The sequence below is a fragment of the Pseudarthrobacter sp. HLT1-3 genome (assembly GCF_059383535.1).
Genome location: NZ_JBWZCJ010000021.1, coordinates 1 through 22,259, shown reverse-complemented (window position 1 = coordinate 22,259; position 22,259 = coordinate 1). Strand labels below are relative to the sequence as shown.

Annotated in this window: 20 protein-coding genes and 1 riboswitch; of the genes, 10 read left to right on the top strand and 10 right to left on the bottom strand. The window is 66.4% G+C overall.

Features of this window, described 5'->3' with window-relative positions:
- Positions 1-34 precede the first annotated feature (34 nt).
- Positions 35-148: riboswitch (SAM riboswitch) on the bottom strand.
- Between the two features lie 64 nt (positions 149-212).
- The 5 genes from AC50X9_RS16790 to AC50X9_RS16770 all read right to left on the bottom strand — a co-directional run bounded on the left by AC50X9_RS16790 (position 213) and on the right by AC50X9_RS16770 (position 4,415).
- The gene (locus AC50X9_RS16790) at positions 213-335 is read right to left on the bottom strand and encodes a hypothetical protein (RefSeq protein ID WP_494895265.1); all 123 of its coding nucleotides are present in this window, start codon (positions 333-335) and stop codon (positions 213-215) included.
- A 24-nt stretch (positions 336-359) separates the two neighbouring features.
- Positions 360-1,172: a histidinol-phosphatase gene (gene hisN, locus AC50X9_RS16785; RefSeq protein WP_494895263.1), complete on the bottom strand. Its 813-nt coding sequence runs from the start codon at positions 1,170-1,172 to the stop codon at positions 360-362.
- A 100-nt stretch (positions 1,173-1,272) separates the two neighbouring features.
- Entirely contained in the window at positions 1,273-2,388 is a 1,116-nt protein-coding gene (gene rsgA, locus AC50X9_RS16780; protein ID WP_494895261.1) for a ribosome small subunit-dependent GTPase A, read from the bottom strand.
- On the bottom strand, positions 2,372-3,859 hold the full coding sequence (aroA, locus tag AC50X9_RS16775) for a 3-phosphoshikimate 1-carboxyvinyltransferase (protein WP_494895259.1): 1,488 nt from the start codon (positions 3,857-3,859) through the stop codon (positions 2,372-2,374). The genes rsgA and aroA overlap by 17 nt, the downstream gene beginning before the upstream one ends.
- Before the next feature lie 7 nt (positions 3,860-3,866).
- Positions 3,867-4,415, bottom strand: a complete 549-nt coding sequence (locus AC50X9_RS16770; RefSeq protein WP_494895257.1) for a DoxX family protein — start codon at positions 4,413-4,415, stop codon at positions 3,867-3,869.
- Between the two features lie 372 nt (positions 4,416-4,787).
- Here AC50X9_RS16770 and AC50X9_RS16765 point away from each other — a divergent pair, with 372 nt between their 5' ends.
- Positions 4,788-5,585 (top strand): sigma-70 family RNA polymerase sigma factor, encoded by a 798-nt coding sequence (locus tag AC50X9_RS16765; protein ID WP_494895256.1) that lies wholly within the window; start codon positions 4,788-4,790, stop codon positions 5,583-5,585.
- Entirely contained in the window at positions 5,582-5,842 is a 261-nt protein-coding gene (gene rsrA / locus AC50X9_RS16760; RefSeq protein ID WP_069952272.1) for a mycothiol system anti-sigma-R factor, read from the top strand. Before AC50X9_RS16765 ends, rsrA begins: the two co-directional genes overlap by 4 nt.
- A 108-nt stretch (positions 5,843-5,950) precedes the next feature.
- Here the strand turns inward: rsrA and AC50X9_RS16755 are convergent, their stop codons facing one another.
- From AC50X9_RS16755 to AC50X9_RS16735, 5 genes are all read right to left on the bottom strand, one after another.
- Entirely contained in the window at positions 5,951-6,025 is a 75-nt protein-coding gene (locus AC50X9_RS16755; protein WP_104061284.1) for a 50S ribosomal protein bL37, read from the bottom strand.
- 100 nt (positions 6,026-6,125) lie between these two features.
- Positions 6,126-6,746: a PadR family transcriptional regulator gene (locus tag AC50X9_RS16750; protein WP_494895248.1), complete on the bottom strand. Its 621-nt coding sequence runs from the start codon at positions 6,744-6,746 to the stop codon at positions 6,126-6,128.
- On the bottom strand, positions 6,746-7,573 hold the full coding sequence (locus tag AC50X9_RS16745) for a DUF4097 family beta strand repeat-containing protein (RefSeq protein ID WP_494895246.1): 828 nt from the start codon (positions 7,571-7,573) through the stop codon (positions 6,746-6,748). The genes AC50X9_RS16750 and AC50X9_RS16745 overlap by 1 nt, the downstream gene beginning before the upstream one ends.
- A gap of 123 nt (positions 7,574-7,696) precedes the next feature.
- Complete coding sequence (locus AC50X9_RS16740) at positions 7,697-8,296, bottom strand: GDSL-type esterase/lipase family protein (protein WP_494895244.1); 600 nt, start codon at positions 8,294-8,296, stop codon at positions 7,697-7,699.
- 93 nt (positions 8,297-8,389) lie between these two features.
- Positions 8,390-12,187, bottom strand: a complete 3,798-nt coding sequence (locus tag AC50X9_RS16735) for a multifunctional oxoglutarate decarboxylase/oxoglutarate dehydrogenase thiamine pyrophosphate-binding subunit/dihydrolipoyllysine-residue succinyltransferase subunit (RefSeq protein WP_494895242.1) — start codon at positions 12,185-12,187, stop codon at positions 8,390-8,392.
- 439 nt (positions 12,188-12,626) lie between these two features.
- On the opposite strand from AC50X9_RS16735, the gene AC50X9_RS16730 reads away from it, so the two are divergent.
- From AC50X9_RS16730 to AC50X9_RS16695, 8 genes are all read left to right on the top strand, one after another.
- Entirely contained in the window at positions 12,627-14,126 is a 1,500-nt protein-coding gene (locus tag AC50X9_RS16730; protein ID WP_494895240.1) for a GuaB1 family IMP dehydrogenase-related protein, read from the top strand.
- 338 nt (positions 14,127-14,464) lie between these two features.
- Positions 14,465-15,802, top strand: coding sequence for a hemolysin family protein (locus AC50X9_RS16725; RefSeq protein ID WP_494895238.1), 1,338 nt, complete (start codon positions 14,465-14,467; stop codon positions 15,800-15,802).
- Positions 15,799-16,866 carry a hemolysin family protein gene (locus tag AC50X9_RS16720; RefSeq protein WP_494895236.1) on the top strand — a complete coding sequence of 356 codons (1,068 nt, stop codon included), beginning with the start codon at positions 15,799-15,801 and terminating at the stop codon, positions 16,864-16,866. The genes AC50X9_RS16725 and AC50X9_RS16720 overlap by 4 nt, the downstream gene beginning before the upstream one ends.
- A 99-nt stretch (positions 16,867-16,965) precedes the next feature.
- A complete protein-coding gene (locus tag AC50X9_RS16715; RefSeq protein WP_494895234.1) occupies positions 16,966-17,931 on the top strand; it encodes a metal ABC transporter solute-binding protein, Zn/Mn family in 966 nt (321 codons plus the stop codon).
- Between the two features lie 98 nt (positions 17,932-18,029).
- Entirely contained in the window at positions 18,030-18,845 is an 816-nt protein-coding gene (locus AC50X9_RS16710) for a metal ABC transporter ATP-binding protein (protein ID WP_494895232.1), read from the top strand.
- Positions 18,846-19,736, top strand: coding sequence for a metal ABC transporter permease (locus AC50X9_RS16705; protein WP_494895230.1), 891 nt, complete (start codon positions 18,846-18,848; stop codon positions 19,734-19,736).
- 84 nt (positions 19,737-19,820) lie between these two features.
- Complete coding sequence (locus AC50X9_RS16700; RefSeq protein ID WP_494895228.1) at positions 19,821-20,450, top strand: TetR/AcrR family transcriptional regulator; 630 nt, start codon at positions 19,821-19,823, stop codon at positions 20,448-20,450.
- A complete protein-coding gene (locus tag AC50X9_RS16695) occupies positions 20,447-22,075 on the top strand; it encodes an MDR family MFS transporter (RefSeq protein ID WP_494895226.1) in 1,629 nt (542 codons plus the stop codon). Before AC50X9_RS16700 ends, AC50X9_RS16695 begins: the two co-directional genes overlap by 4 nt.
- Positions 22,076-22,259 lie beyond the last annotated feature (184 nt).

Below are 22,259 nucleotides of genomic sequence, written 5' to 3'. Positions count from 1 at the left end.
GGGACCTCGCTCGAAAAGGACCCCAGATACCGGGGATCCGCGCTTGCCGGGTCCATTCCGGACCGGCCAGGTCGTCACCCGGGGCACCCCACCGCGAATGGAGGGTTGCCGGCCAGCAAACCGGGGTTTAGCGCTGGCACTCGTGACCTGCATCGAGCCTAGGACATCTGCGCCGAACCGGAAAAGGGGGCGCTCTTATGTGAAGCGGTTTGTTACGGAACGCGCCGGGAGGTCCGGTCGAGTCCGCGGCGGAATGGCCCGCCACCTGGCTTGAACAGGTCGGCCTGCAACTGGGCGGCCCGCAACAGCTCGACCTGCAACAGCTCGACCTGCAACAGCTCGTCCTGCAGAAGGTCGACCTACAGCAGGTCGTCCAGCCCCGGGTTGAGGCGCTTGAGGACCTCGGAGTGCAGGATGGAGTTGGTGGCGAGGGCGTTGCCGCCGAAGGGGCCGTCTTCACCTTCGAGCGAGGTGAAACGTCCGCCGGCCTCCGTCACAATCGGAACCAGGGCGGCCATATCGTAGAGGTTCAATTCGGGCTCGCAGGCGATGTCGACGGCGCCTTCGGCCACCAGGCAGTAGGACCAAAAGTCGCCGTAGGCCCGGGTGCGCCAGACCTCCTCGGTGAGGCCGAGGAACTCATCGAGGTTGCCGCGCTGCTTCCACCCGCCCAAGCTGGAGTAGGACAGCGACGCGTCCGCGAGGTTCGAGACATTGGAGACCTTCAGCCGGGTGGCGGCCGCCAGCGACCGGCCCATGTAGGCTCCGGCGCCCTTGGCGGCCCACCAGCGTTTGCCCAGTGCCGGGGCGCTTACGACGCCGACGACCGGCTCGCCCTCGTCGACGAGTGCGATCAGCGTGGCCCAGACAGGGACGCCACGGACGAAGTTCTTGGTCCCGTCAATCGGGTCGATGATCCAACGCCGGGAGCCGTGGCCGGAACTGCCGAACTCCTCGCCGAGGACGGCGTCGCGCGGCCGGGAGCGGGACAGCTGGCCGCGGATGGCCTCCTCGACGGACTTGTCGGCATCCGTCACCGGTGTAAGGTCCGGCTTCGTCTCCACCCGAAGGTCGAGCGCCTTGAAGCGGCTCATGGTCTGGGAATCTACGGAATCTGCCAGTACATGGGCAAGGCGCAGGTCATCGTTGTAGCTCGAAGCGGGTTGACTCATGGTTCCAAACTACCGCCAAAGCGGACGGCGCGGCGGGAGGCCACGTTGCGGCGCCGCCGGAGGCGGCCCGCTGCGGGCCGGTCGGGCCAGGAAAGCACCGTCAGGAGACGCTGCCGAGTTCCTTGACGTCCTGGGCTTCCATCCGCGGGTCGGTTCCCAGCAGCCGGCGGAGCGAGCCGAGCCGGGCCGGGCCGGATTCGCCCGCGTGGCCGGCGGCCACCCAGGCGTCCACGCCGCAGTTGACGGCGCTGGAATCGTGCTTGCAGCCCCGCTCGCAGTCGTCTGTTCCGGGCTCAAGGTCCGGAAACGAGCGCAGGATCCGGTCGGGGTCCACATGGGCCAGTCCAAACGAGCGGATGCCGGGGGTGTCGATGATCCAGCTGCCCACGGGCGCATCGTTGACCTTCAGGGCCAGCGCCGAGGAGGAGGTGTGGCGGCCGCGACCGGTGACGGCGTTGACGCCGCCGGTGGCGCGCTCGGCGCCGGTCAGCGCGTTCACCATGGTGGATTTGCCGACGCCGGAATGGCCAAGCATGACGGTGACCTTCCCGTCGAGGTAGTCGCGCAGCTGTGAGACGGCGTCCTTGTCCAGCCGGGCGGACAGTCCGTCATCGGAACGGGCATCGATGCCGGAGGCCTCGGAGTCCGCCGTCTTGGAGATGATGACCGGGAAAGCGAGGTGCTGGTAATTGGCGAGGAGTTCCGCGGGATCCTTGACATCGGCCTTGGTGACGAGCAGCAGCGGGTCGATGCCGGCGTCGTAGGCGGCCACCAGGGCGCGGTCGATGAATCCGGTCCTCGGCTCCGGATTGGCGGCTGCCACCACGATCACCAGCTGGTCGGCGTTGGCGACGACGGCGCGTTCGATCGGGTCCGTGTCGTCGGCGCTGCGCCGCAGCAGGGTTTTGCGGTCCTGGATCTTGACCAGCCGGGCCAGCGTGTCCGGTTCCCCGCTGACGTCGCCGACGAGTGAGACGAAGTCGCCGGCCACTACCGGGTTGCGGCGCAGTTCCCGGGCCCGGGCGGCGATGATCTTGCGTTCCTCGGAGGTGCCTTCGGCGACGATCGCGGTGTAGCGTCCCCGGTCGACCGTGATGATCCGTCCGGTGACAGCGTCCTCGTAGGCGGGCCGGTCCTTGGTGCGGGGCCGGGAGCCCTTCTTGTTGGGGCGGATCCGGACATCGGATTCGTCCCAGGAGTCAGTGCTGCGTGCCACCGGCGCCATCCTTTTCTGTGGGGAGGGAGCCTGTGCGGGACGTGTCTGCCGGGAAGGAGCGGGCTGGGGAGGATTCCCCGGGCGCTGCGGGGGCCGCGCTGCGGCGGGCACCCTGGGCGAGCATGGACTCCCACAGTTGCGGGAAGTCCGGCATCGTTTTGGCCGTCGTGGCGATGTCCTCGACCTCGACGCCGGGGACGGCGAGGCCCAGGATGGCCCCGGCCGTGGCCATCCGGTGGTCGGCATAGCTCCGGACGACGCCGGCGTGCAGCGGCGCAGGCCGGATGACGAGGCCGTCGGCTGTCTCCTCCGCGTCGCCGCCCAGGCGGTTGATTTCGGCCACGAGGGCGGCCAGCCGGTCCGTTTCGTGTCCGCGGAGGTGGGCGATGCCGCCCAGTCGCGAGGGGCCGGTGGCGAGGGCGCAGAGTGCGGCGACGGTGGGGGCGAGTTCGCTCGTGTCGTCGTAGTCCGCGCCCTTGATCTCCGGGCCGCCGGTCACGGTCAGGGTGCCGTCCGTGAGCGTCACGGTGGCACCCATGGTGGTGAGGATGCTGCGCCAAAGATCGCCGACCTGCGTGGTCGGGGTGGGCCAGTTCGGGATGCGGACCGTACCGCGGGTGGCCAGGGCCGCCGCGAGGAAGGGGCCTGCGTTGGAGAGGTCCTGTTCGATCCTGAGGTCAAAGGCGCGGATCGGTCCGGGGGAGACAACCCAGTGGTTCGGGCGGGAATCGTCCACGGCCACGCCGGCTCCGCGGAGCACGGTGACCGTCATGTTGATGTGGTCCAGGCTGGGGACGGGTTTCCCGGGATGCTCCGTGCTTTGATGCTCGAGGTGCAGGCCCTCCGTGAAACTGGCCCCAACCAGGAGCAAAGCGGACACAAACTGTGAGGAGGCGCTGGCGTCGGTGACGAGGTGGCCGCCGCGTACTTCGCCTGTGCCTAGGACCGCGAACGGCAGCGAGGAGGCCGGACCGCCGTCGGGCGCGCTGACTGCGACGCCCAGCCCGGTCAGCGCGTCAATGACGGGGCCCATCGGGCGCTTGCGCGCGTGCGGATCGCCGTCGAACACCGTTACCCCGCGGCGCAAGGCGGCGACGGGAGGAACGAAGCGCATGACCGTCCCAGCCAGCCCGCAATCAACCTCGGACCGTGCCTCCGGGGCGTCCCGGCTGATCGGGGTGACGGCGAAGTCGGGACCGAAAGCGCCGTCACCCGGAACTTCCGTGATGGTGGCACCGAGCTTCCGCAGGGCCTCGACCATCAGGGCGGAATCCCGGGAATGCAGGGGAGCCCGCAACCGTGAGGGCCCGTCGGCGAGGGCCGCCAGCACGAGGTACCGGTTGGTCAGGGACTTTGATCCCGGCACGGTGACCGTAGCGTCGACGGGCTGTCCGGCGAACGGCGCCCGCCAGAGCGGAGCGCCGTCGGCCGGATGGGACTGGGTTGCTGCTGCGGGGGTGGTGCCTGCCATTGCGGTCTTAGGCTCCGACGGTGTGGTCTACGGCCTTGCGCACGGCCTTGTCGGCCTTCTTAAGCTGCTTTCCTGTGGTCTTCCTGACATCAGCGGTGAGGTGGCCGGCGTTCTTCCGGACATCAGCGGCGAGGTGCTCCGCGCGCCAGGCCAGGCCGGGACGGCCGTTCGTGTCGACGGCGGCCAGCAGGACGCCGCCGGTCAGCGAGACGTTCTTGAGCAGCTGCTTGCGGCGGGCGTCGCGGGCGTTCTTGCTGCTGATGTCCGCGCTGCGCCATTCCACAAAGCCGTTGAGCGCTGAGATGACCGCCAGGATGGTGGCGGCGAGACGCGCCGACTTGCCGAGGGCCAGGAGGACGCCGGCTCCGACCTGGGTGCCGCCGATAACACGGGCCAGGACCTTCTCGTCGGTCTGGAACGGGAGGGATTCAGCCGCGCGCCGCAGCAGGGGCGACAGCTGCGTGGCAGTGTCATCCGCGTTCTTGAGCTTGTCCATGCCAGCAAGGACGAAACTGGAGGCGAGCATGGGCCGGGCGACAAAGCGGACAAAGGACATGAATTTCCTCCTGGAAGAACGAACCGCGGAATCGATGCGGGAGAGCCGGTTCTAGTCTTGCACTTTTGCGGAATATTTGCCCGCCGGGCAGGGTTGTCAAAGACAGGTTCCAGCCGTCTTTTGCGGCTGGTTTTGGCTCAGATCAGCCCGCCAGCGTGCGGGGACATGGCGGCACGGCTGGGGTACCTCGGCGTGGTGCAGGAAGGCGGAGATTTGATTCTGGTGAAGGACATTCCCGTAAAAGATACTGCGTTCATGCGTGCCGGGCAGCTCCCGGCAGGTTCCGGGGCCTTGTGGGCCGCGGCCTTGCAGGATGAAACGGTGCCGGCAACGGCGGACGCCCGCCGGACGGTGACAGTAGACTTGAAGGCAATGAGCACTTTGGACCCGGCCGTTGCGGCCATGCGCGAGGGGACCGGAAACGGCGCCACGCCCGCTAAGTCACCTGCCGCCGGCCCCGCCGGCGCATTGTCAGAACCTGCCCCGGAAGCAGGCGCCGAGCTGGATCCCGCTGCCCGGGAGACGATCGTGGACGGACAGGCCCTGGACGTTGCCACCGAAACCACGGAGCAGCGCCGGGTCCGGTTCGAACGCGATGCCATGCAGTATGTGGACCAGCTGTATTCCGCAGCCATGCGGATGGCCCGGAATCCCGCTGATGCCGAGGACCTCGTCCAGGAGGCGTACACCAAGGCGTTCTCCGCGTTCCACCAGTACAAACCGGGCACGAACTTGAAAGCCTGGCTGTACCGCATCCTGACCAACACGTACATCAACCTCTACCGCAAGCGGCAGCGCGAGCCGTTGCAGTCGAACTCGGACACGATCGAGGACTGGCAGCTCGCCCGGGCAGAGTCGCACACCTCCTCTGGCCTCCGTTCCGCCGAGGCTGAGGCGCTGGACCACCTGCCGGATTCCGACGTGAAGCGCGCCCTGCAGGCGATTCCGGAGGAGTTCCGGCTGGCGGTGTACTTCGCGGACGTCGAGGGCTTCGCGTACAAGGAAATTTCAGAGATCATGAACACGCCGATCGGGACCGTGATGTCCCGCCTGCACCGGGGCCGGAAGATGCTGCGGGACATGCTCGCCGACTACGCCGCCGGGCGGGGATTTAAGGGCGCGGGTGCCACCGCACCGGCCGGAAGCAACAAACAGGAGAACAGGAAATGAGCGACTGCCAGGGACTGGGCGACTGCGACGACGCCCGGATGCAACGGATCTACGAGTATCTGGATGGTGCCCTCACCCATGATGACATCGCTGAGATCAAGGACCACCTGGACGGGTGCCCGGAATGCTTTGAGCAGTACGACCTCGAATGTGTCATCCGCGTCATGGTAAAGCGATCCTGCACCGAGGCCGCCCCGGAGAACCTCAAGAATTCAATCCTGGACCGGATCCACTCCAACAACCCGGTGGAGGCCTGACCCGTCGGGACCTGCCATCCGTCCTTCCACCCTGGATGCCAAGACAAATGACCCCGGAAACCATATGGTTTCCGGGGTCATTTGTTTCAAGCTGTCATTCAGCTTTGCTTAGGCGTTGGGGCGCTTGCCGTGGTTCGCGCCGCCACGCTTACGGTCACGACGTTTGCGTGCACGTTTGCTCATAGCTGGCCTCCTTAATTTTTGGTACTCAAAAGAGCTGCCCTCAAGTCTCCCACATCGGGGCACCCGCCGCGAACCGGCGGTGCGGGTGCGCCCTGTTGTTCTATTCCAGCGAATTCCGGATGGAGATCCGGGCCTGGTGAAGCACCGTTTTGACCGTTTCCAGCGTGACCGGAGTGATCGGATGCCGGCCGCCGTGGCGGCGCAGTTCCACCCGGATGTCGTCGCGGAAGGCCTGCACCAGCATCTCCGCCTCCCGAAGCCGGCCGTCGCTTTCCTGCGAGTAACGCTGCCCCGCCAGCGAGGCGACCGTGGAGCCGGCTGCCCGGGCCGAGGAACGTGCGGCCTCCGCCGTTGCGGCCAGGTCGGCACGCAGGCCGCGCATATTGACCCTGATGTCCTGCCGCAGGTTGTCCGCGAGCCGCCGGACAGAGGCGGAGATGTCGTTCTCGACGCCGGCAAGCTCGTCCCGCCGGTTGTTCAGTTCCACCAGCCCCGCGGGGGTGATGCTGTAGTAGGTCCGGCGGCCCTCGGTATGGGTGGCGACGAGCCCTTCCTCCTCGAGCTTGCCAAGCCGGGGATAGATGGTGCCGGCGCTGGGGGAGTAGGTGCCGCCAAAGCGTTCGCTGAGCGCCTTGATGAGTTCATAGCCGTGCTTCGGACCCGACTCCAGCAGTGCGAGCAGATAGAGCCGCAGCGCCCCGTGGGCGAAGACCGGAGGCATCAGAGCCCCTTGCCGGAGTCCGGGCCCGGCTGGCCGTGGAAGATCGATGTCTTCCCCGACACGGAGTTGGTCCGGACCAGCATCAGCTGGGCATCGGGTCCGGCAATGGTTTGCACAGCGCCGCCGGGCTGGCTGTACCGCTGGTCGTCGATGACGACGGCGCCGCTGGCGGACTTGGCGATGATGTCCACGCCGACGTCGTGCGGGAGCCGGATGGTGACGTCGCCCGACACTGAATTGGCCCCGAAGTCATTGGTGAAGCCGTGCAGGTCGAAGCTGAGGTCCCCGCTGACGGTGTTGGCCCGGATGTTGCTGAAGTCGCCGGAGGCGGTGACTTCGCCCGAGACGCTCTTGGCCGTGAGCACTCCGTGGTGGTTGCGGGCGATGACCTCGCCGCTGACGGTGTTGACCGACAGATTCCCGGACGTGCCGTCGGCCAGGACGGAGCCGGAGACGGTATTGAGCCGGGTGTGCCCGCCGATGCCGGACACCATGCCGTCGCCGCTGACGGTTCCAGCTTCGACGTCGACGCCGGCCGGCAGGGCGATGCTGATGACCACCGAGTTGCTGCTGCTGTTGTTGACGGTGTCCATCAGGTTCTTGAACCAGCCCTGCGGTCCATGCAGCTGGTGCCGTACCTCCAGGCGGCCGTTGACCAGACTGATCGCGAGAGGGTCGCCGTGAACCTCGGAGACTTCGATCCGGGCGACGGACTCATCGTGCGCGACAATGTCGAACCGTCCCCGGACGATGCCGAGCTTGAGCGAGGTGACGCCGTCGACGTCGATGGTCTGGGGACCGGTGACGGTCCAGTTATTCTCTGTCATGGTTCCTCCGGGAAGGCGATTCTTCAGACGCACAGTTACGATATATCGTGACTATGCATTCACGCTATATCGCGGCCCCGGCGCGGTCAAGCTATATCGCGGTTTTCCCCGGCGGGGCGTGGCCTACTCCGGGGCGTCAATCTTTAGCCACTGGAACCAGCCGCGGTGCAGCACCAGCCAGGCCATCAGTCCGTAGCCTGCCTGGCCGGGGGTCCCGCCGTTGGCTGCGAGGTCCTGGCGCCATTGCTCATGGTTCAGCAGCGGCGAGAACGTGTCGACGTAGAGGTGCTTGCGCCGGGTCGTGACGTCGGCGAAGGCTGTGTTCAGCTCACCGAGCCTGCGGTTCTGGGCCGGATCCAGGGTGGGCGGCGGCCCGACCACAAATACCTCGATTTTGTTCTGCGAGGCGGAGTCGAGGATGTTGGCCAGGTTGAGCCGGCTGCGGGCCGTGGAGAGCCCGAACTCGACGTCGCGGCCGGAGAGCCCGATCACCAGGCGGTTCTCGTGATGGGCGTTGAAGCGCCGGCCCGACTCCTCAAGCCAGCGGGCAGCCAGCCCTTCCGTGCCTTCCTGTGGGCACGGCAGGGAATAGCACTCCAGGGTAAGGCCGTCCTGCGGTGTCCGCGCCAGCACCCGCCCCAGCCAGCCGAGCGCGCGGGGATCACCCAGGCCGGCCAGCAGTTCATCGCCCACGGCTGCGATCCGCAGTTTTCGATCTTCCACGACTACCTCTTCATTCCAGAGCGTGCATTAAAGGTTAAACAAAGCTGCCCGGCCGGAGTTGCATTTTCAATCTCCGGCCGGGCAGCGCTGACCTTACTTACGTGCGAATGCCTGCTTGAGCAACGCGTCCTGCTCGGCCGCGTGGCGCTTCATCGATCCTGCGGCGGTGGACGCCGACGCCGGGCGGGAAACGAGGCGGACCCGGCGGTCCAGCGCATCCGGAAGGTTCAGGCCGATAAACGGCCACGGACCCTGGTTGGCGGGCTCGTCCTGCGCCCAGATAACCTCGGCGTTCGGGTACTTAGCAAGCTCAGCGGCAATCTCGGCAGCGGGCAGCGGGTAAAGCTGCTCGACCCGGACGATCGCCGTGGTCTTGTCGCCGGTCTTCTGCCGGGTGGACAGCAGATCGTAGTAGAGGCGGCCGGAGACCAGCAGGACACGCTCGACGGCGTCGCCCTGGAGCTGCTCGTGGTCCGGGATCACCGGCAGGAACGTGCCGGTGGTGAAGTCCTCCACCGACGAGGCTGCGGCCTTGAGGCGGAGCAGCTGCTTCGGCGTGAAGATGATGAGCGGCTTGCGCGGCCGGCTGTAGGCCTGGCGGCGCAGCAGGTGGAAGTGCGAAGCCGACGTCGTGGGGTTGGCCACGATCATGTTTTCTTCGGCGCACATCTGCAGGAAGCGCTCGATCCGGGCGGACGAGTGATCCGGTCCCTGGCCCTCGTAGCCGTGCGGAAGCATCAGCACGAGCGAGGACCGCTGGCCCCACTTCTGCTCGGCCGAGGAGATGAACTCGTCGATGATGGTCTGCGCGCCGTTGACGAAGTCGCCGAACTGCGCTTCCCAGAGCACCAGGGCATCCGGGCGTTCCACCGAGTAGCCGTATTCGAAGCCCATGGCCGCGTATTCCGAGAGCAGCGAGTCATAGATCCACAGCTTGGCCTGGTCATCGGAGAGGTGCGCCAGGGGCAGCCATTCATTGCCGTTCGCGCGGTCGTGGAAGACGGCGTGACGCTGCACGAAGGTGCCGCGGCGTGAATCCTGGCCGGCGAGCCGGACGGGAACCCCCTCCATGATGAGCGAACCGAAGGCGGCGAGTTCGCCGAAGCCCCAGTCGATGCCGCCTTCACGGGACATCACCTCACGCTTCTCCAGCAACTGCTTGAGCTTGGCGTGGACCGTGAAGCCCTCTGGGATGTCGACGTGGGCCTTGCCGATGCGGGCCAGCGTCTCGGCGGAAATCGCCGTGGACGCCGGGGTGCTGGTGCCGGAGTCGGACTGCTGGGCCATCGGGCGCTCCAAGTCTGACACCGCGGCGGAATCCGCCGTGATGATCGGAATCGGGGAGGTCTGCGCGGCATGGGTTTCGGCGAAGACGCGCTCCAGCCGTTCCTGGTAGTCGCGCAGCAGCTGCTCGGCTTCCTCCTCGGTGATGTCGCCGCGGCCGATCAGGGACTCGGTGTACAGCTTGCGGACCGAACGCTTGGCTTCGATCAGGTTGTACATCAGCGGCTGGGTCATCGAGGGGTCATCACCCTCGTTGTGCCCGCGGCGGCGGTAGCAGACCATGTCGATGACTACGTCCTTGTGGAACCGCTGGCGGAACTCGTAGGCGAGCTGGCCGATGCGGACCACTGCTTCCGGGTCGTCGCCGTTCACGTGGAACACCGGCGCCTGGATCATCTTGGCGACGTCCGTGGAGTAGGTGGACGAACGTGACGAGGACGGGGCGGTGGTGAAGCCGACCTGGTTGTTGACCACGATGTGGATGGTGCCGCCGGTGCGGTAGCCGCGCAGCTGGGAGAGGTTGAGCGTTTCCGCCACGACACCCTGGCCTGCGAAGGCGGCGTCGCCGTGCACCATGATCGGCAGCACGGGGAAAGCCTCGCCCTGGTCGAGGCGGTCCTGCTTGGCGCGGACGATGCCTTCAAGGACGGAGTCCACAGCCTCGAGGTGCGACGGGTTGGCGGCGAGGTAGACCTTGGTCTCCTTGCCGTTGTCCGAGGTGAAGGTCCCCTCGGTGCCGAGGTGGTACTTCACGTCACCGGAGCCCTGCACGGAGCGCGGGTCCTGGGTGCCTTCAAATTCGCGGAAGACCTGGGCGTAGGTCTTTCCGGCGATGTTCGTGAGCACGTTGAGCCGGCCGCGGTGGGCCATGCCGATCGCCACTTCGTCGAGTTCGTCGTCGGCGGCGTCGGAGATGATGGCGTCCAGCAGCGGAATCAGGGACTCGCCGCCCTCGAGCGAGAAGCGCTTCTGGCCAACGAACTTCGTCTGCAGGAACGTCTCGAAGGCCTCGGCCGCGTTGAGCTTGGAGACGATGCGCAGCTGCTCGTCACGGCTCGGCTTGGAGTACGGGTGCTCGATCTGGTCCTGGAACCATTTACGCTCGGCCGGGTCCTGGATGTGCATGTATTCGATGCCCGTAGTGCGGCAGTAGGCATCGCGGAGCACACCGAGGATGTCGCGGAAGGCGAGCATCGGCTTGCCGCCGAAACCACCGGTGGGCCACTCGCGGTCCAGGTCCCACAGCGTGAGGCCGTAGGTCAGGACGTCGAGGTCCGGGTGCTTCCGCTGGACGTATTCCAGCGGATCGGTGTCCGCCATGAGGTGGCCGCGGACGCGGTACGCGTGGATGAGCTGCTGGATCCGGGCAACCTTGTTGATTTCGTCGGCCGGGTCCACCTGCAGGTCCGGGCTCCAGCGCACGGGCTCGTACGGGATGCGCAGCGACTCGAAAATGTCGTCGTAGAAGTTCTGCGCGCCGAGCAGGAGCTGGTGCACGAGCTTCAGGAACTCGCCGCTGCCGGCACCCTGGATGACGCGGTGGTCATAGGTGGAGGTCAGCGTGAGGACCTTGCTGATGGCGTTCTGCGCGATGATCTTCGGGCTGGCACCCTGGAATTCCGCGGGGTAGTCCAGTGCGCCGACGCCGATGATGGCGGCCTGGCCCTTGGACAGGCGCGGTACCGAGTGCACGGTTCCGATGCCGCCGGGGTTGGTCAGCGACACCGTCGTGCCGGAGTGGTCGTCAGCGGTCAGCTTGCCGGCGCGGGCCCGCTTGATCAGGTCCTCGTAGGTGTGCCAGAACTCGGAGAAGTCAAGGGTCTCCGCCTTCTTGATGTTCGGCACCATCAGCAGGCGGCTGCCGTCGGGCTTCGGCATGTCAATGGCGATGCCGAAATTCACGTGCGCCGGCTGGACGGCGACGGGCTTGCCGTCGATCAGGTCGTAGTAGACATTCATCGAGGGGAACTGGGCCAGGGCGCGGATGACGGCGTAGCCGATCAGGTGCGTGAAGGACACCTTGCCGCCCCGGGCGCGGGCAAGGTTGGAGTTGATGACCACGCGGTTGTCGATCAGCAGCTTGGCCGGGATCGCCCGAACGCTGGTGGCGGTCGGGACCTCCAGGCTGGTGATCATGTTGGTGGCGATGGCCTTGGCCGGGCCGCGGAGGACCGAGACGATGTCTTCCTCGGGGGCGGTCGGGGCCTTGATGTTCTTGGGCAGCTGGGCCGGGATCGGCTGGGTGCCGGGGCCGGCTTCCTTGGCCTTGGAGCCGTCGCGGGCAACGGTGGCCGGGGCTTTCTTCGCGGCGGGGGCAGCGGCCGGAGCAACAGGGGCGGCAGCCGGGGCGGGCGCGGCCGGCTGCGCTGCCGACGCGGCAGCCGGAGCTACAACGGGAATTTCGCGGGTGGCGGGGTGCGCAACTGTCGCTGCGCCTGAGGCTCCGTTGGTGGCGGAACTGTCCCCGGCGTCGAAGGACTCGAACAGAGGCCACCACTTGGCGTCCACCGTGTTCTTGTCCTGCTGATAACGCTCGTACAGTTCGTCAACGAGCCACTCGTTTCCGCCAAATTCCTCTGGTAGACGGTGGCTAGGCTGCTCTGGCACTTGAATTACGCCTCTTCCATGAGTTTGATTCCCACTGGTTTCACGGTGCCTTAGCACGACGATTGAACCAGTCTCCGCGTCCAGTGAACCCAGACCCCTGCCAGTCTAGTGACGATTCTTGCCAAACTGCCAATAAGGGTGACTCAAATCATCAAGTCAGCTCAAAGCTCCGACATGACACACCATCCGGACGTCCTCAAGCCCGCCGACAAGCCCGTCCCAAAGCTGTCCACAAGCCCTCCCAAAGCCCTCCCAAAGCCCTCCCAAAGCCGTCCGGAAGCCGTCCGGAGGGGAGCCCGCGAGGGCAGCGAAGCAGGAGGGCGCGGGCAGGGTAACGGAGCGGGCGACGGTCGTGCAGGTACCCCCGGCCTCCGGGAACCCTCGCTAGACTCGCAACTGAGAACCCCTTAGCACCGGAATGCCTATTTAAGGAGCAGCCGTGCGTTTCCTGACGGAGCCCACCACCGACCTGACCTACTCGGACCTCTTCCTTGTACCGTCCCGATCCGACGTCACGTCCCGCCTGGACGTGGACCTGGCCGCGGACGACGGGACAGGCTCCACGATTCCCCTGGTGGCGGCCAACATGACGGCCGTGACTGGCAAACGGATGGCCGAGACCATGGCCCGGCGTGGCGGGCTGGCGGTACTGCCGCAGGACGTGCCGCTCGACGTAATCCGCGACGTGACGGCCTGGATCAAGACCCGCGACCCCGTTCTGGAAACCCCGGTCACGCTCACGCCGGCGGACACCGTTATTGATGCCCTGCACCTGATGGGCAAACGTCCGCACGGGGCGATCATGGTCGTGGACGACTCGGGTGCCGTAACCGGCATTGTCCGGGCCGCGGACTGTGAGGGCCAGGACCGTTTCGCCTCGCTCGCCTCGGTGATGCGGCACCAGCCGCTGGTTGTGGACGCGGCCCTGCTGGACAACACCGCCGCCGCCGACGCCGGTGCCGGTCCTGCAAACGGTTCCGATGCCGGAAACGGGTCCGGCCTGCGCCGCGCCTTCGACGCTATGGACGCTGCCGGCACCGACTTCGCGCCGGTGCAGCGGGACGGCGTGCTGGCCGGAGTCCTCACCCGGAAGGGGGCCCTGCGCTCCACGCTGTACCGGCCCTCCCTGGACACCTCCGGCCGGCTGAAGGTGGCTGCCGCCGTCGGGATCAACGGCGATGTCGCCGGCCGGGCCGCGGAACTCCTCGCCGCCGGGGTCAACGTGCTGGTCCTGGACACCGCGCACGGCCACCAGCAGAAGATGTTTGACGCCCTGGCGGCCGTGAAGGGCCTCAACCCCGGCGTGCCCGTGGTGGCCGGCAACGTCGTGACGGCCGACGCGACCCGCGAGCTTATCCAGGCCGGCGCGGACATCGTCAAGGTCGGTGTTGGTCCAGGGGCCATGTGCACCACACGCATGATGACGGCCGTGGGCAGGCCGCAGTTCTCCGCCGTGCTGGAGTGCTCGGCGGCCGCACGGGCCGCCGGCGGGCGCGTCTGGGCCGACGGCGGCGTCCGCTACCCCCGCGACGTGGCGCTCGCCCTGGCTGCCGGCGCCAGCCAGGTGATGATCGGATCCTGGTTCGCCGGCACGCACGAGAGCCCCGGGGACCTGCAGCAGGACGCCGGCGGGCGCCAGTTCAAGGAAAGCTTCGGCATGGCGTCAGCCCGGGCCGTGCAGAACCGCAACCAGCGCGAGGGCGCCTTCGAAAAGGACCGCAAGGCCCTCTTCGAGGAAGGCATCTCCACCTCACGGATGTACATCGACCCGGCGCGGCCCGGCGTCGAGGATCTGCTGGACATGGTCACCGCCGGGCTCCGCAGTTCCATGAGCTACGCCGGCGCTGCCGACCTTGCGGCGTTCCGGGAACGCGCCGTGGCCGGAATCCAGTCCGCGGCCGGCTACGAGGAAGGCCGCCCGGTCCCGCAGAGCTGGTGAGCTGCAGCGGACGCTGCCGCCGTCGGGCGTCACCTGACGGCGGCCGGCGCCAGCTGCTCCTGTAGACTGAACTTCTTATGGACAGTAAATCTAGGTGCCGGCCTGGGGGCTGTCAGCGGGGAACGGAAACCGTTACCGAGCAGTCCACCCGAAGAGCCGGCAAACCCCGTTCACGTGCCCATCATTCTCCGGCGACCCACCAGTCCGGAGCCTTTCAGGAAACAGGGTCGGCCGCGGCCGACCATCCTCCGCCGGACCGATTGCTCCAGCACCCCAACCCTCGCTTCTCCGCCAGCGGCACTCCGCGCCACGCCGCTGCGCCGGAAGAAGGCCGCTAAATGGAGTGGCTTCTTCTCGGAGCAGGACTGCTGCTCATTCTGGGAACCGGCTTTTTCGTAGCCGTCGAATTTTCGCTCGTCGCACTGGACCAGGCCACGGTCCAGCGGGCCGTGGATGACGGCGACACCGCCGCCGCGCCCCTGCTTAAATGCCTCAAGTCCCTGTCCACGCAGCTTTCCAGCTGCCAGCTGGGCATCACCATCACCACCCTGCTGACCGGCTATGTCATGGAGCCGTCGGTCGGCAAGCTGCTCGAGGCCCCGCTGGGCGCCCTGGGGCTGCCCGAACCCGCCGTGGCCTCGGTATCGCTGATCCTGGCGATGGCCTTCGCGACCCTGCTGTCGATGCTGATCGGCGAACTGGTTCCGAAGAATATGGCCATTGCGCTGTCGTTTCAGGTCGGCAAGGCCCTGGCCGGTCCGCAGCTGGTTTTCACGGCCATCTTCAAGCCCGCCATCGTGGTGCTTAACGGCTTCTCCAACAAAGTGCTCAATATCTTCGGGCTGGAGGCCAAGGAAGAAATTTCCGGTGCCCGGACTCCGGCCGAGCTGGCTTCCCTCGTGCGCCGCTCGGCGGCGATGGGAACGCTGGACGCCGGAACCGCCAACTTCATCGCCCGGACGCTCAAGTTCTCCGGCCGGACCGCGGCGGACGTCATGACGCCCCGCATCCGGGTCGAAACCATCGACGGCGACCAGCCGGTGTCCGACATCGTGGAGGCGGCGCGCCGCACCGGTTATTCGCGGTTCCCGGTCATCGGGGAATCCTCGGACGACATCCGCGGCGTGGTGCACATCAAGAAAGCCATCGCCGTTCCCTCGGGCCGGCGGGCCAATCTGGAGGCGGGAGCCATCATGACCGACGTGCTCCGCGTCCCGGAAACCATCCACCTGGACGCCCTGTTGGCGGAACTGCGCGAAGGCAATCTGCAGCTGGCCGTGGTCCTGGACGAGTACGGGGGCACTGCCGGCATCGCCACCCTCGAAGATCTTGTCGAGGAGATCGTTGGAGAAGTGGCCGATGAACACGACAAGGTCCGGCCGGGGCTGCTGCAGAGCGCCTCTGGGGACTGGTACTTCCCGGGTCTGCTGCGCCCCGATGAACTCTCCGAACAGATCCCGGGCCTGACCGTTCCCGACGAATCTGCCTACGAAACGGTAGGAGGCTACGTCATGAGCAAGCTGGGCCGGATTGCCTCCGTGGGTGACACTGTCGATGTCGGCGGCGGGACCCTGAGCGTCACCAGGATGGACGCGCGCCGGATCGACCGGATCTGCTTCAAGCCCGGCCATGCCCACCAGGGGAACCACTCCACGACCGAGGTGGGTGCCGAATGAGCGACTGGGCGGGAATTCTCTGGCTGGTCGTCCTGCTGCTGGGCAACGCCTTCTTCGTGGCTGGCGAGTTCGCGGTCATGTCCGCGCGACGCAGCCAGATCGAACCCCTGGCTGAGGCCGGCTCCAAACGGGCGCAAACCACACTGCGCGCCATGGAAAACGTCTCCCTGATGCTGGCCTGCGCGCAGCTGGGCATCACCGTCTGTTCACTGTTGATCCTGCAGGTCGCGGAACCGGCGATCCATCATCTGATGGTCGTGCCGCTGGAAGCGGTCGGCATTCCGGTGGAAATCGCCGACGTGGCGGCGTTCGCCGTCGCCCTGCTGCTGGTCACCTTCCTGCACGTCACCATCGGCGAGATGGTCCCGAAAAACATCTCGGTGTCTGTCGCGGACAAGGCAGCCCTGCTGCTGGCGCCGCCCCTGATGTTCATCGCCCGTGCGGTGAAGCCGGTGATCGTTTCCCTCAACTGGTCGGCGAACCACATTCTGAAACTGATGCGTATCGAGCCAAAGGACGAGGTCACGTCCTCCTTCACGCTGGAGGAAGTTCAGTCGATCGTGCAGGAATCGACCCGCCACGGCCTCGTGGATGACGATGCCGGCCTGATCACGGGTGCGCTGGAGTTCTCGGAACATACCGCGTCCCGCGTCATGGTCCCGCTGGACAAGCTGGTGATGCTGAAGCCGGCCACCACGCCGGTGGAATTCGAAAAGGCCGTGAGCCGCACCGGCTTCTCGCGCTTCCCGATGCTGGACGAGGACGGGATGCTCTCCGGCTACCTCCACATCAAGGATGTGCTGTCCATCCCCGACGAGGCCTACCAGCAGCCGATCGCGGAAAGCCACATCCGGTCGCTGGCGAACCTGGCCATGGACGACGAGATCGAGAAAGCCATGTCCGTGATGCAGCGGACCGGCTCGCACCTGGCCCGCGTCATCGGCCCTGACGGCCTCACCCAGGGCGTGCTGTTCCTCGAGGATGTCATCGAGGAACTCGTCGGGGAGATCCGGGATGCCACCCAGGCCACCGGCTACCGGAGGCTCGGGCAGGACCAGCAGTAGCTTGAGCCGTATCCCTAAATAGGAATCATTCCTATTTAGGGATACACTCGACGCAGTTGCTATTGCTGCTGATTCTCAATAACAGATCCGAGGTTTTCCGTGCGCCGTCCCGCCCCCCGTGCCTTCGTTGCCGCCTTCGCCGGCCTGGCCGTGCTGTTGACGGCGTGCGCCCCCACGTCGGGAACCCCCCAGGGGGGCAGCGGCGACGGAATCGTCGACATCGTCGCGTCCACCAGCGTGTACGGCGACATCGTCGGTACCATCGGCGGCGACAAGGTGCGGGTCAATTCCATCATCACGCGCACCAGCCAGGACCCGCACTCCTATGAGGCGACCACGCAGGACAAGCTCGCGGTCTCTAAAGCCGAGCTGGTGCTGGAAAACGGCGGTGGCTATGACGACTTCCTCCACAAGCTCGCGGAAGACACCGGGCTGGATCACTCCAACGTCCTGAATGCCGCGGAACTCTCCGGCCTGGCTCCGGAAGAGACTGCAGGGCCGTCCGCAATCACGGATGCCGACGGGCATACGGACAGCCCTGCCGGCTTCAACGAGCACGTCTGGTACAGCCTGCCTGCCATGGCCCGTCTCGCGGACGCCGTCGCGGCCAAGCTCGCCGAACTCGAACCGTCCTCGGCCGAGAGCTTCCGCGGCAACGCCGCAGCCTTCAAGGATTCGCTCGGCGGCCTCGAGACCAGGCTCGCGGCGATCAAGACGTCCGCCGGCGGGGTGCCCGTCGCCGTCACGGAACCGGTCCCGCTCTACCTGCTCGAGGCCGCAGGGCTGGAAAACCGGACCCCGGCCGAGTACACGGCCGCGATCGAAAACGACAGCGATGTGCCGCCCGCCGTGCTCAAGGCGGCCACTGATCTTATGGGCTCGGCCAGCATCAGGCTGCTGGCCTACAACCAGCAGACCGAAGGCCCGCAGACCCAGGCCGTCAGGGAGGCCGCAGCGGCCGCCGGCGTGCCGGTGGTGGACTTCAGTGAGACCCTGCCGGACGGACTGTCCTACATCCAGTGGATGACGGAGAATGTTGACCACATCTCCAAGGCCCTGGCCTAGGATTAGCTGACCACCCAGCAGTCAACCCAGCCCGGCAGCGCAGGCTGGGAGCTCGAGCCGAGGGCTCGCCCAGAACGCAGAATTAGAGGAAATCCAAGTTGACACCCGTAGTGAGCCTCCGCGGAGCCTCCCTGTCGTTCGGCGAGCGAACCCTGTGGGAAGGCCTGGATCTGGAGATCAACCCGGGTGAATTCTTTGCCGTCCTCGGCCCCAACGGCAGTGGCAAAACCACGTTCCTCAAAGTCCTGCTCGGCCTGCAGGAGCTGAGTTCCGGCTCCGCCACCCTGGCCGACCGTCCCGTGGCGCGGGGCAACCCGGCGATCGGCTATGTCCCGCAGCAGAAGTCCTTCGACCCGGATACCCCGCTGCGCGCCCGCGACCTCGTCGGTCTCGGCGTCGACGGCCACCGCTGGGGGATCCGGCTCGGCGGCGCCAAAGTTAACCGCCGAATCGATGAGCTCCTCGACCTGGTAGGGGCCGCCGACTACGCGAAAGTTCCCGTGGGCCAGCTCTCCGGCGGCGAACAGCAGCGGTTGCGGGTGGCGCAGGCGCTGGCCGCCGACCCGAAGGTGTTGCTCTGCGATGAACCCCTGCTGTCCCTGGACCTCCATCACCAGCAGGCCGTCAGTGCGCTGATCAACAAGCAGTGCCGCGACCAGGACAGTGCCGTGGTGTTCGTGACGCACGAGATCAACCCGATCATGGACTACGTGGACCGGGTGCTCTACCTGGCTGGCGGACGCTTCCGCGTGGGAACGCCGGGGGAAGTCATGACCACCGAGGTCCTGTCCGATCTCTACGACAGCCACGTCGAAGTGATCCATGCGAACGGACGGCTCATCGTCGTCGGACTGCCCGACGCCGCCACGCACCACCACGAGGACGCCCACGTGGTGGCGGGGGAGGTGGGCTAGATGGACCTGGAGAGCCTGCTCAACTCAATCTTCAACTTCGACAACTACGGCGAACTGCTCGTGCTGGTCCAGAATTCGCTCTGGGCGGGCGCTGTCCTCGGGCTGCTCGGTGGGCTGATGGGAACCTTCGTGATGAAGCGGGACCTGGCCTTTGCCGTGCACGGGATCTCCGAACTCTCGTTTGCCGGCGCGGCCTTTGCCCTCCTGATCGGGGCGGACATCATCTTCGGCTCGCTGGTCGGATCCGTGCTGGCGGCGCTGGTGCTGGGCCTGATGGGGGTCCGCGCGCGGGACAAGAATTCGATCATCGGCGTCATCATGCCCTTCGGCCTGGGTCTGGGCATCCTTTTCCTCTCCCTGTACGAGGGGCGTGCGGCCAACAAGTTCGGGCTGCTCACCGGGCAGATCGTTTCCGTCGGAACTGTCCAGCTCCAGGTGCTGGCGGTCGCCGCCGTCGTCGTGATGCTTGCCCTGGTGGCCATCTGGCGTCCGCTGACCTTTGCCAGCGTGGATCCCGACGTCGCGTCGGCCCGCGGTGTGCCGGTGCGTGTCCTGGCCATCGGGTTCATGCTGCTGCTGGGCGTCAGCGTGGCGCTCTCCATCCAGATTGTCGGCGCCCTGCTGGTGCTGGCACTGCTGATCACTCCCGCGGCGGCGGCGATGCGGGTGACATCCTCACCGAGGCTCGTAGTGATTCTCAGCGTGGTTTTCGCGATGACAGCCACGGTCGGCGGCATCCTGCTGGCCCTTGGCGGCCGGATCCCGATCAGCCCATATGTAACCACACTGTCCTTCCTGATCTACGTCATCTGCCGGCTTGCCGGCAGTCTCCGGACCAAGCGCGGCAGGAACGGCCGGGTGCTGCGCGGCGCGCCCGTGCCGGCGGCCTGAACCTCCGTAGCGCCGGGACCGCAGATTTGCATCAGTGCAAGTTTGCATTTGCGCAATCATTGCAGTCGTGCAATTATTTTAGCCATGACTCCTGTTGCCTCGATGCCCCTTCGCGAGCGCAAAAAGGCTGAGACCTGGGCGGCGCTCCATGAATCGGCCGCATCCCTTGCCCTTGAGCACGGCGTTGACCAGACCACAGTGGAGGCCATTGCCGCCAATGCCGGTGTTTCCCCCCGAACCTTCTTCAACTATTTCGAGGTGAAGGAAGACGCCATCGTGGGGCTGCGGCAGCCTGTCCTGGAGGCCGCGCAGCTGTCCCGCATCTCCGTCACGGCGGATGACCTGGTGGGACAGGTCTCGCGGCTGCTGATGACCGTTGCCTGGACGGCGATCGGCGGCACCGACCGCGCACGCCGCCGGGTGCTTATTGCCCGGGATCCCAATCTCAGCCGCCGCCATATGGACTACATGGTTAAGGCCGAAAGGCTCGTCACCCAGGGGGTCGCCGGGTTGCTGGCCCAAGACCCCGCGTGGTCGGACGGCACCGAAGGCTTCGGACCCGAGGAGGCCGCGCGCATGCTGGTCATGATCGCCGGCGTCCCCATCCGCTTCAACCTCACTTCAGCTGATTTCGACCCCGCCGAGGGAATCTCCGAGAAGACCCTCGATCCGTCATTGACACTGCTCCACCATTTACTAAGGAAAATTTCATGACCAAGCACGCTGTCCCCGCCGCGGGACCGGCCGAAGGAAAACAGCACATGGTGCTGCTCTTCGTCGGTTTGATGCTCTCTATGCTCTTGGCGTCGCTGAACCAGACCGTGCTCAGCACGGCACTGCCCACCATCGTGGGCGAACTCCACGGCGTCAGCGACATGCTCTGGGTCATCACCGCCTTCATCCTCGCCTCCACCATCACCATGCCGATCTACGGCAAACTCGGCGACCTGATGGGCCGCAAAGCCCTGCTGATGGCCGCCATCATCCTGTTCATGATCGGTTCAGTCATCGGCGGCCTCGCCAACGACATGGGCGTGCTGATCACGGCCCGCGTCGTCCAGGGCCTCGGCGGCGGCGGTCTGATGATCCTCTCGCAGGCCGTTATCGCCGACGTGGTACCGGCCCGCGAACGAGGCAAGTACATGGGCATGATGGGCGGCGTCTTCGCCATTGCCTCCGTCGCCGGTCCGCTGCTGGGTGGCTGGTTCACCGAGGGACCCGGCTGGCGCTGGGTGTTCTGGATCAACATCCCCCTGGGCCTGCTCGCACTGGCCGGTGCCGTGTTCTTCCTGAAACTGCCCAAGCACAGCGGCAAACCGCGTCTGGACCTGGGCGGGATGCTGCTGCTCGCGATCGCGACGACCTGCCTCGTGCTGTTCGCGACCTGGGGCGGCAGTAAGTACGAATGGACTGACCCCATCATCCTCGGACTGATCGCCGGCACGGTGATCAGCGCGATTGGCTTCATCCTGGTGGAGCGCCGCACGGCTGAACCGATCATCCCGCTGCACCTGTTCAAGGACCTCAACTTCAACCTGGCGACCATTGCCGGCCTGCTTATCGGCGTGGCCATGTTCGGAGCCATCGGTTACCTGCCGACCTACCTCCAGATGGCCTTCAGCGTCAACGCCACCGAATCCGGGCTGCTGATGATCCCGATGATGGGCGCCCTGCTGGTGGCCTCGGTGGTCTCCGGCCAGCTGGTCAGCCGGACCGGCCGCTACAAGTGGATGCCCATCGCCGGCGGCGTGCTGGTCGCCATTGCGCTCGTGCTCCTTTCCACGCTCAAGCCGGAATCACCCCTCTGGGAAATCTGCGCCTACCTGGCCGTGATGGGCCTGGGCCTGGGCCTGAGCATGCAGATCATGGTGCTCATCGTGCAGAACTCCTTCCCGCTGCGCGAAGTCGGCACCGCCACGGCGTCGAACAACTTCTTCCGGCAGATCGGGGCCACACTAGGCTCCGCCGTGGTCGGGAGCCTCTTCGCGAGCCGGCTGGCCGAGCTGCTCGCCGACCGTCTGCCAGCCGCAGCGACCGGCGGCGGCACGCCTGGGGAATCCAACTCGCTGACGCCCGCGGTGGTCAGCCAGTTGCCGGCGCCGATCAAGGAGGCCATCATCTCCTCCTACAATGACGCGCTGACTCCCATCTTCATCTGGATGGTTCCGCTGGCGTTGGCCGCCGCCGTGCTGATGTGCTTCGTCAAGCAGAGGCCGCTCGCCACCGCGATCGAGCACGATGTGCTCTCCGAGTCCCTTTCGGAAGGCAACATCCTGATCACCGCCGACGACGCCGACGACGACGAGGCCCTTGTTCCCGACGCCCGGGCCCGGCACTAGATGAGTAATTCCTATTGGTTGGGACGGTGGGGACGCTTTTAAAGTGAGGCGGAGAGTGTTAAACCCGGTATGTGAACCCCGACTCAACACTCTCCTGACCACACTCTATGTCCTTCTGACCGACCGTGTTCTGCCGGATCTTGGCGTGTCACGGGACCGGCGGCCCGGGCGCAAGCCCGGCCTG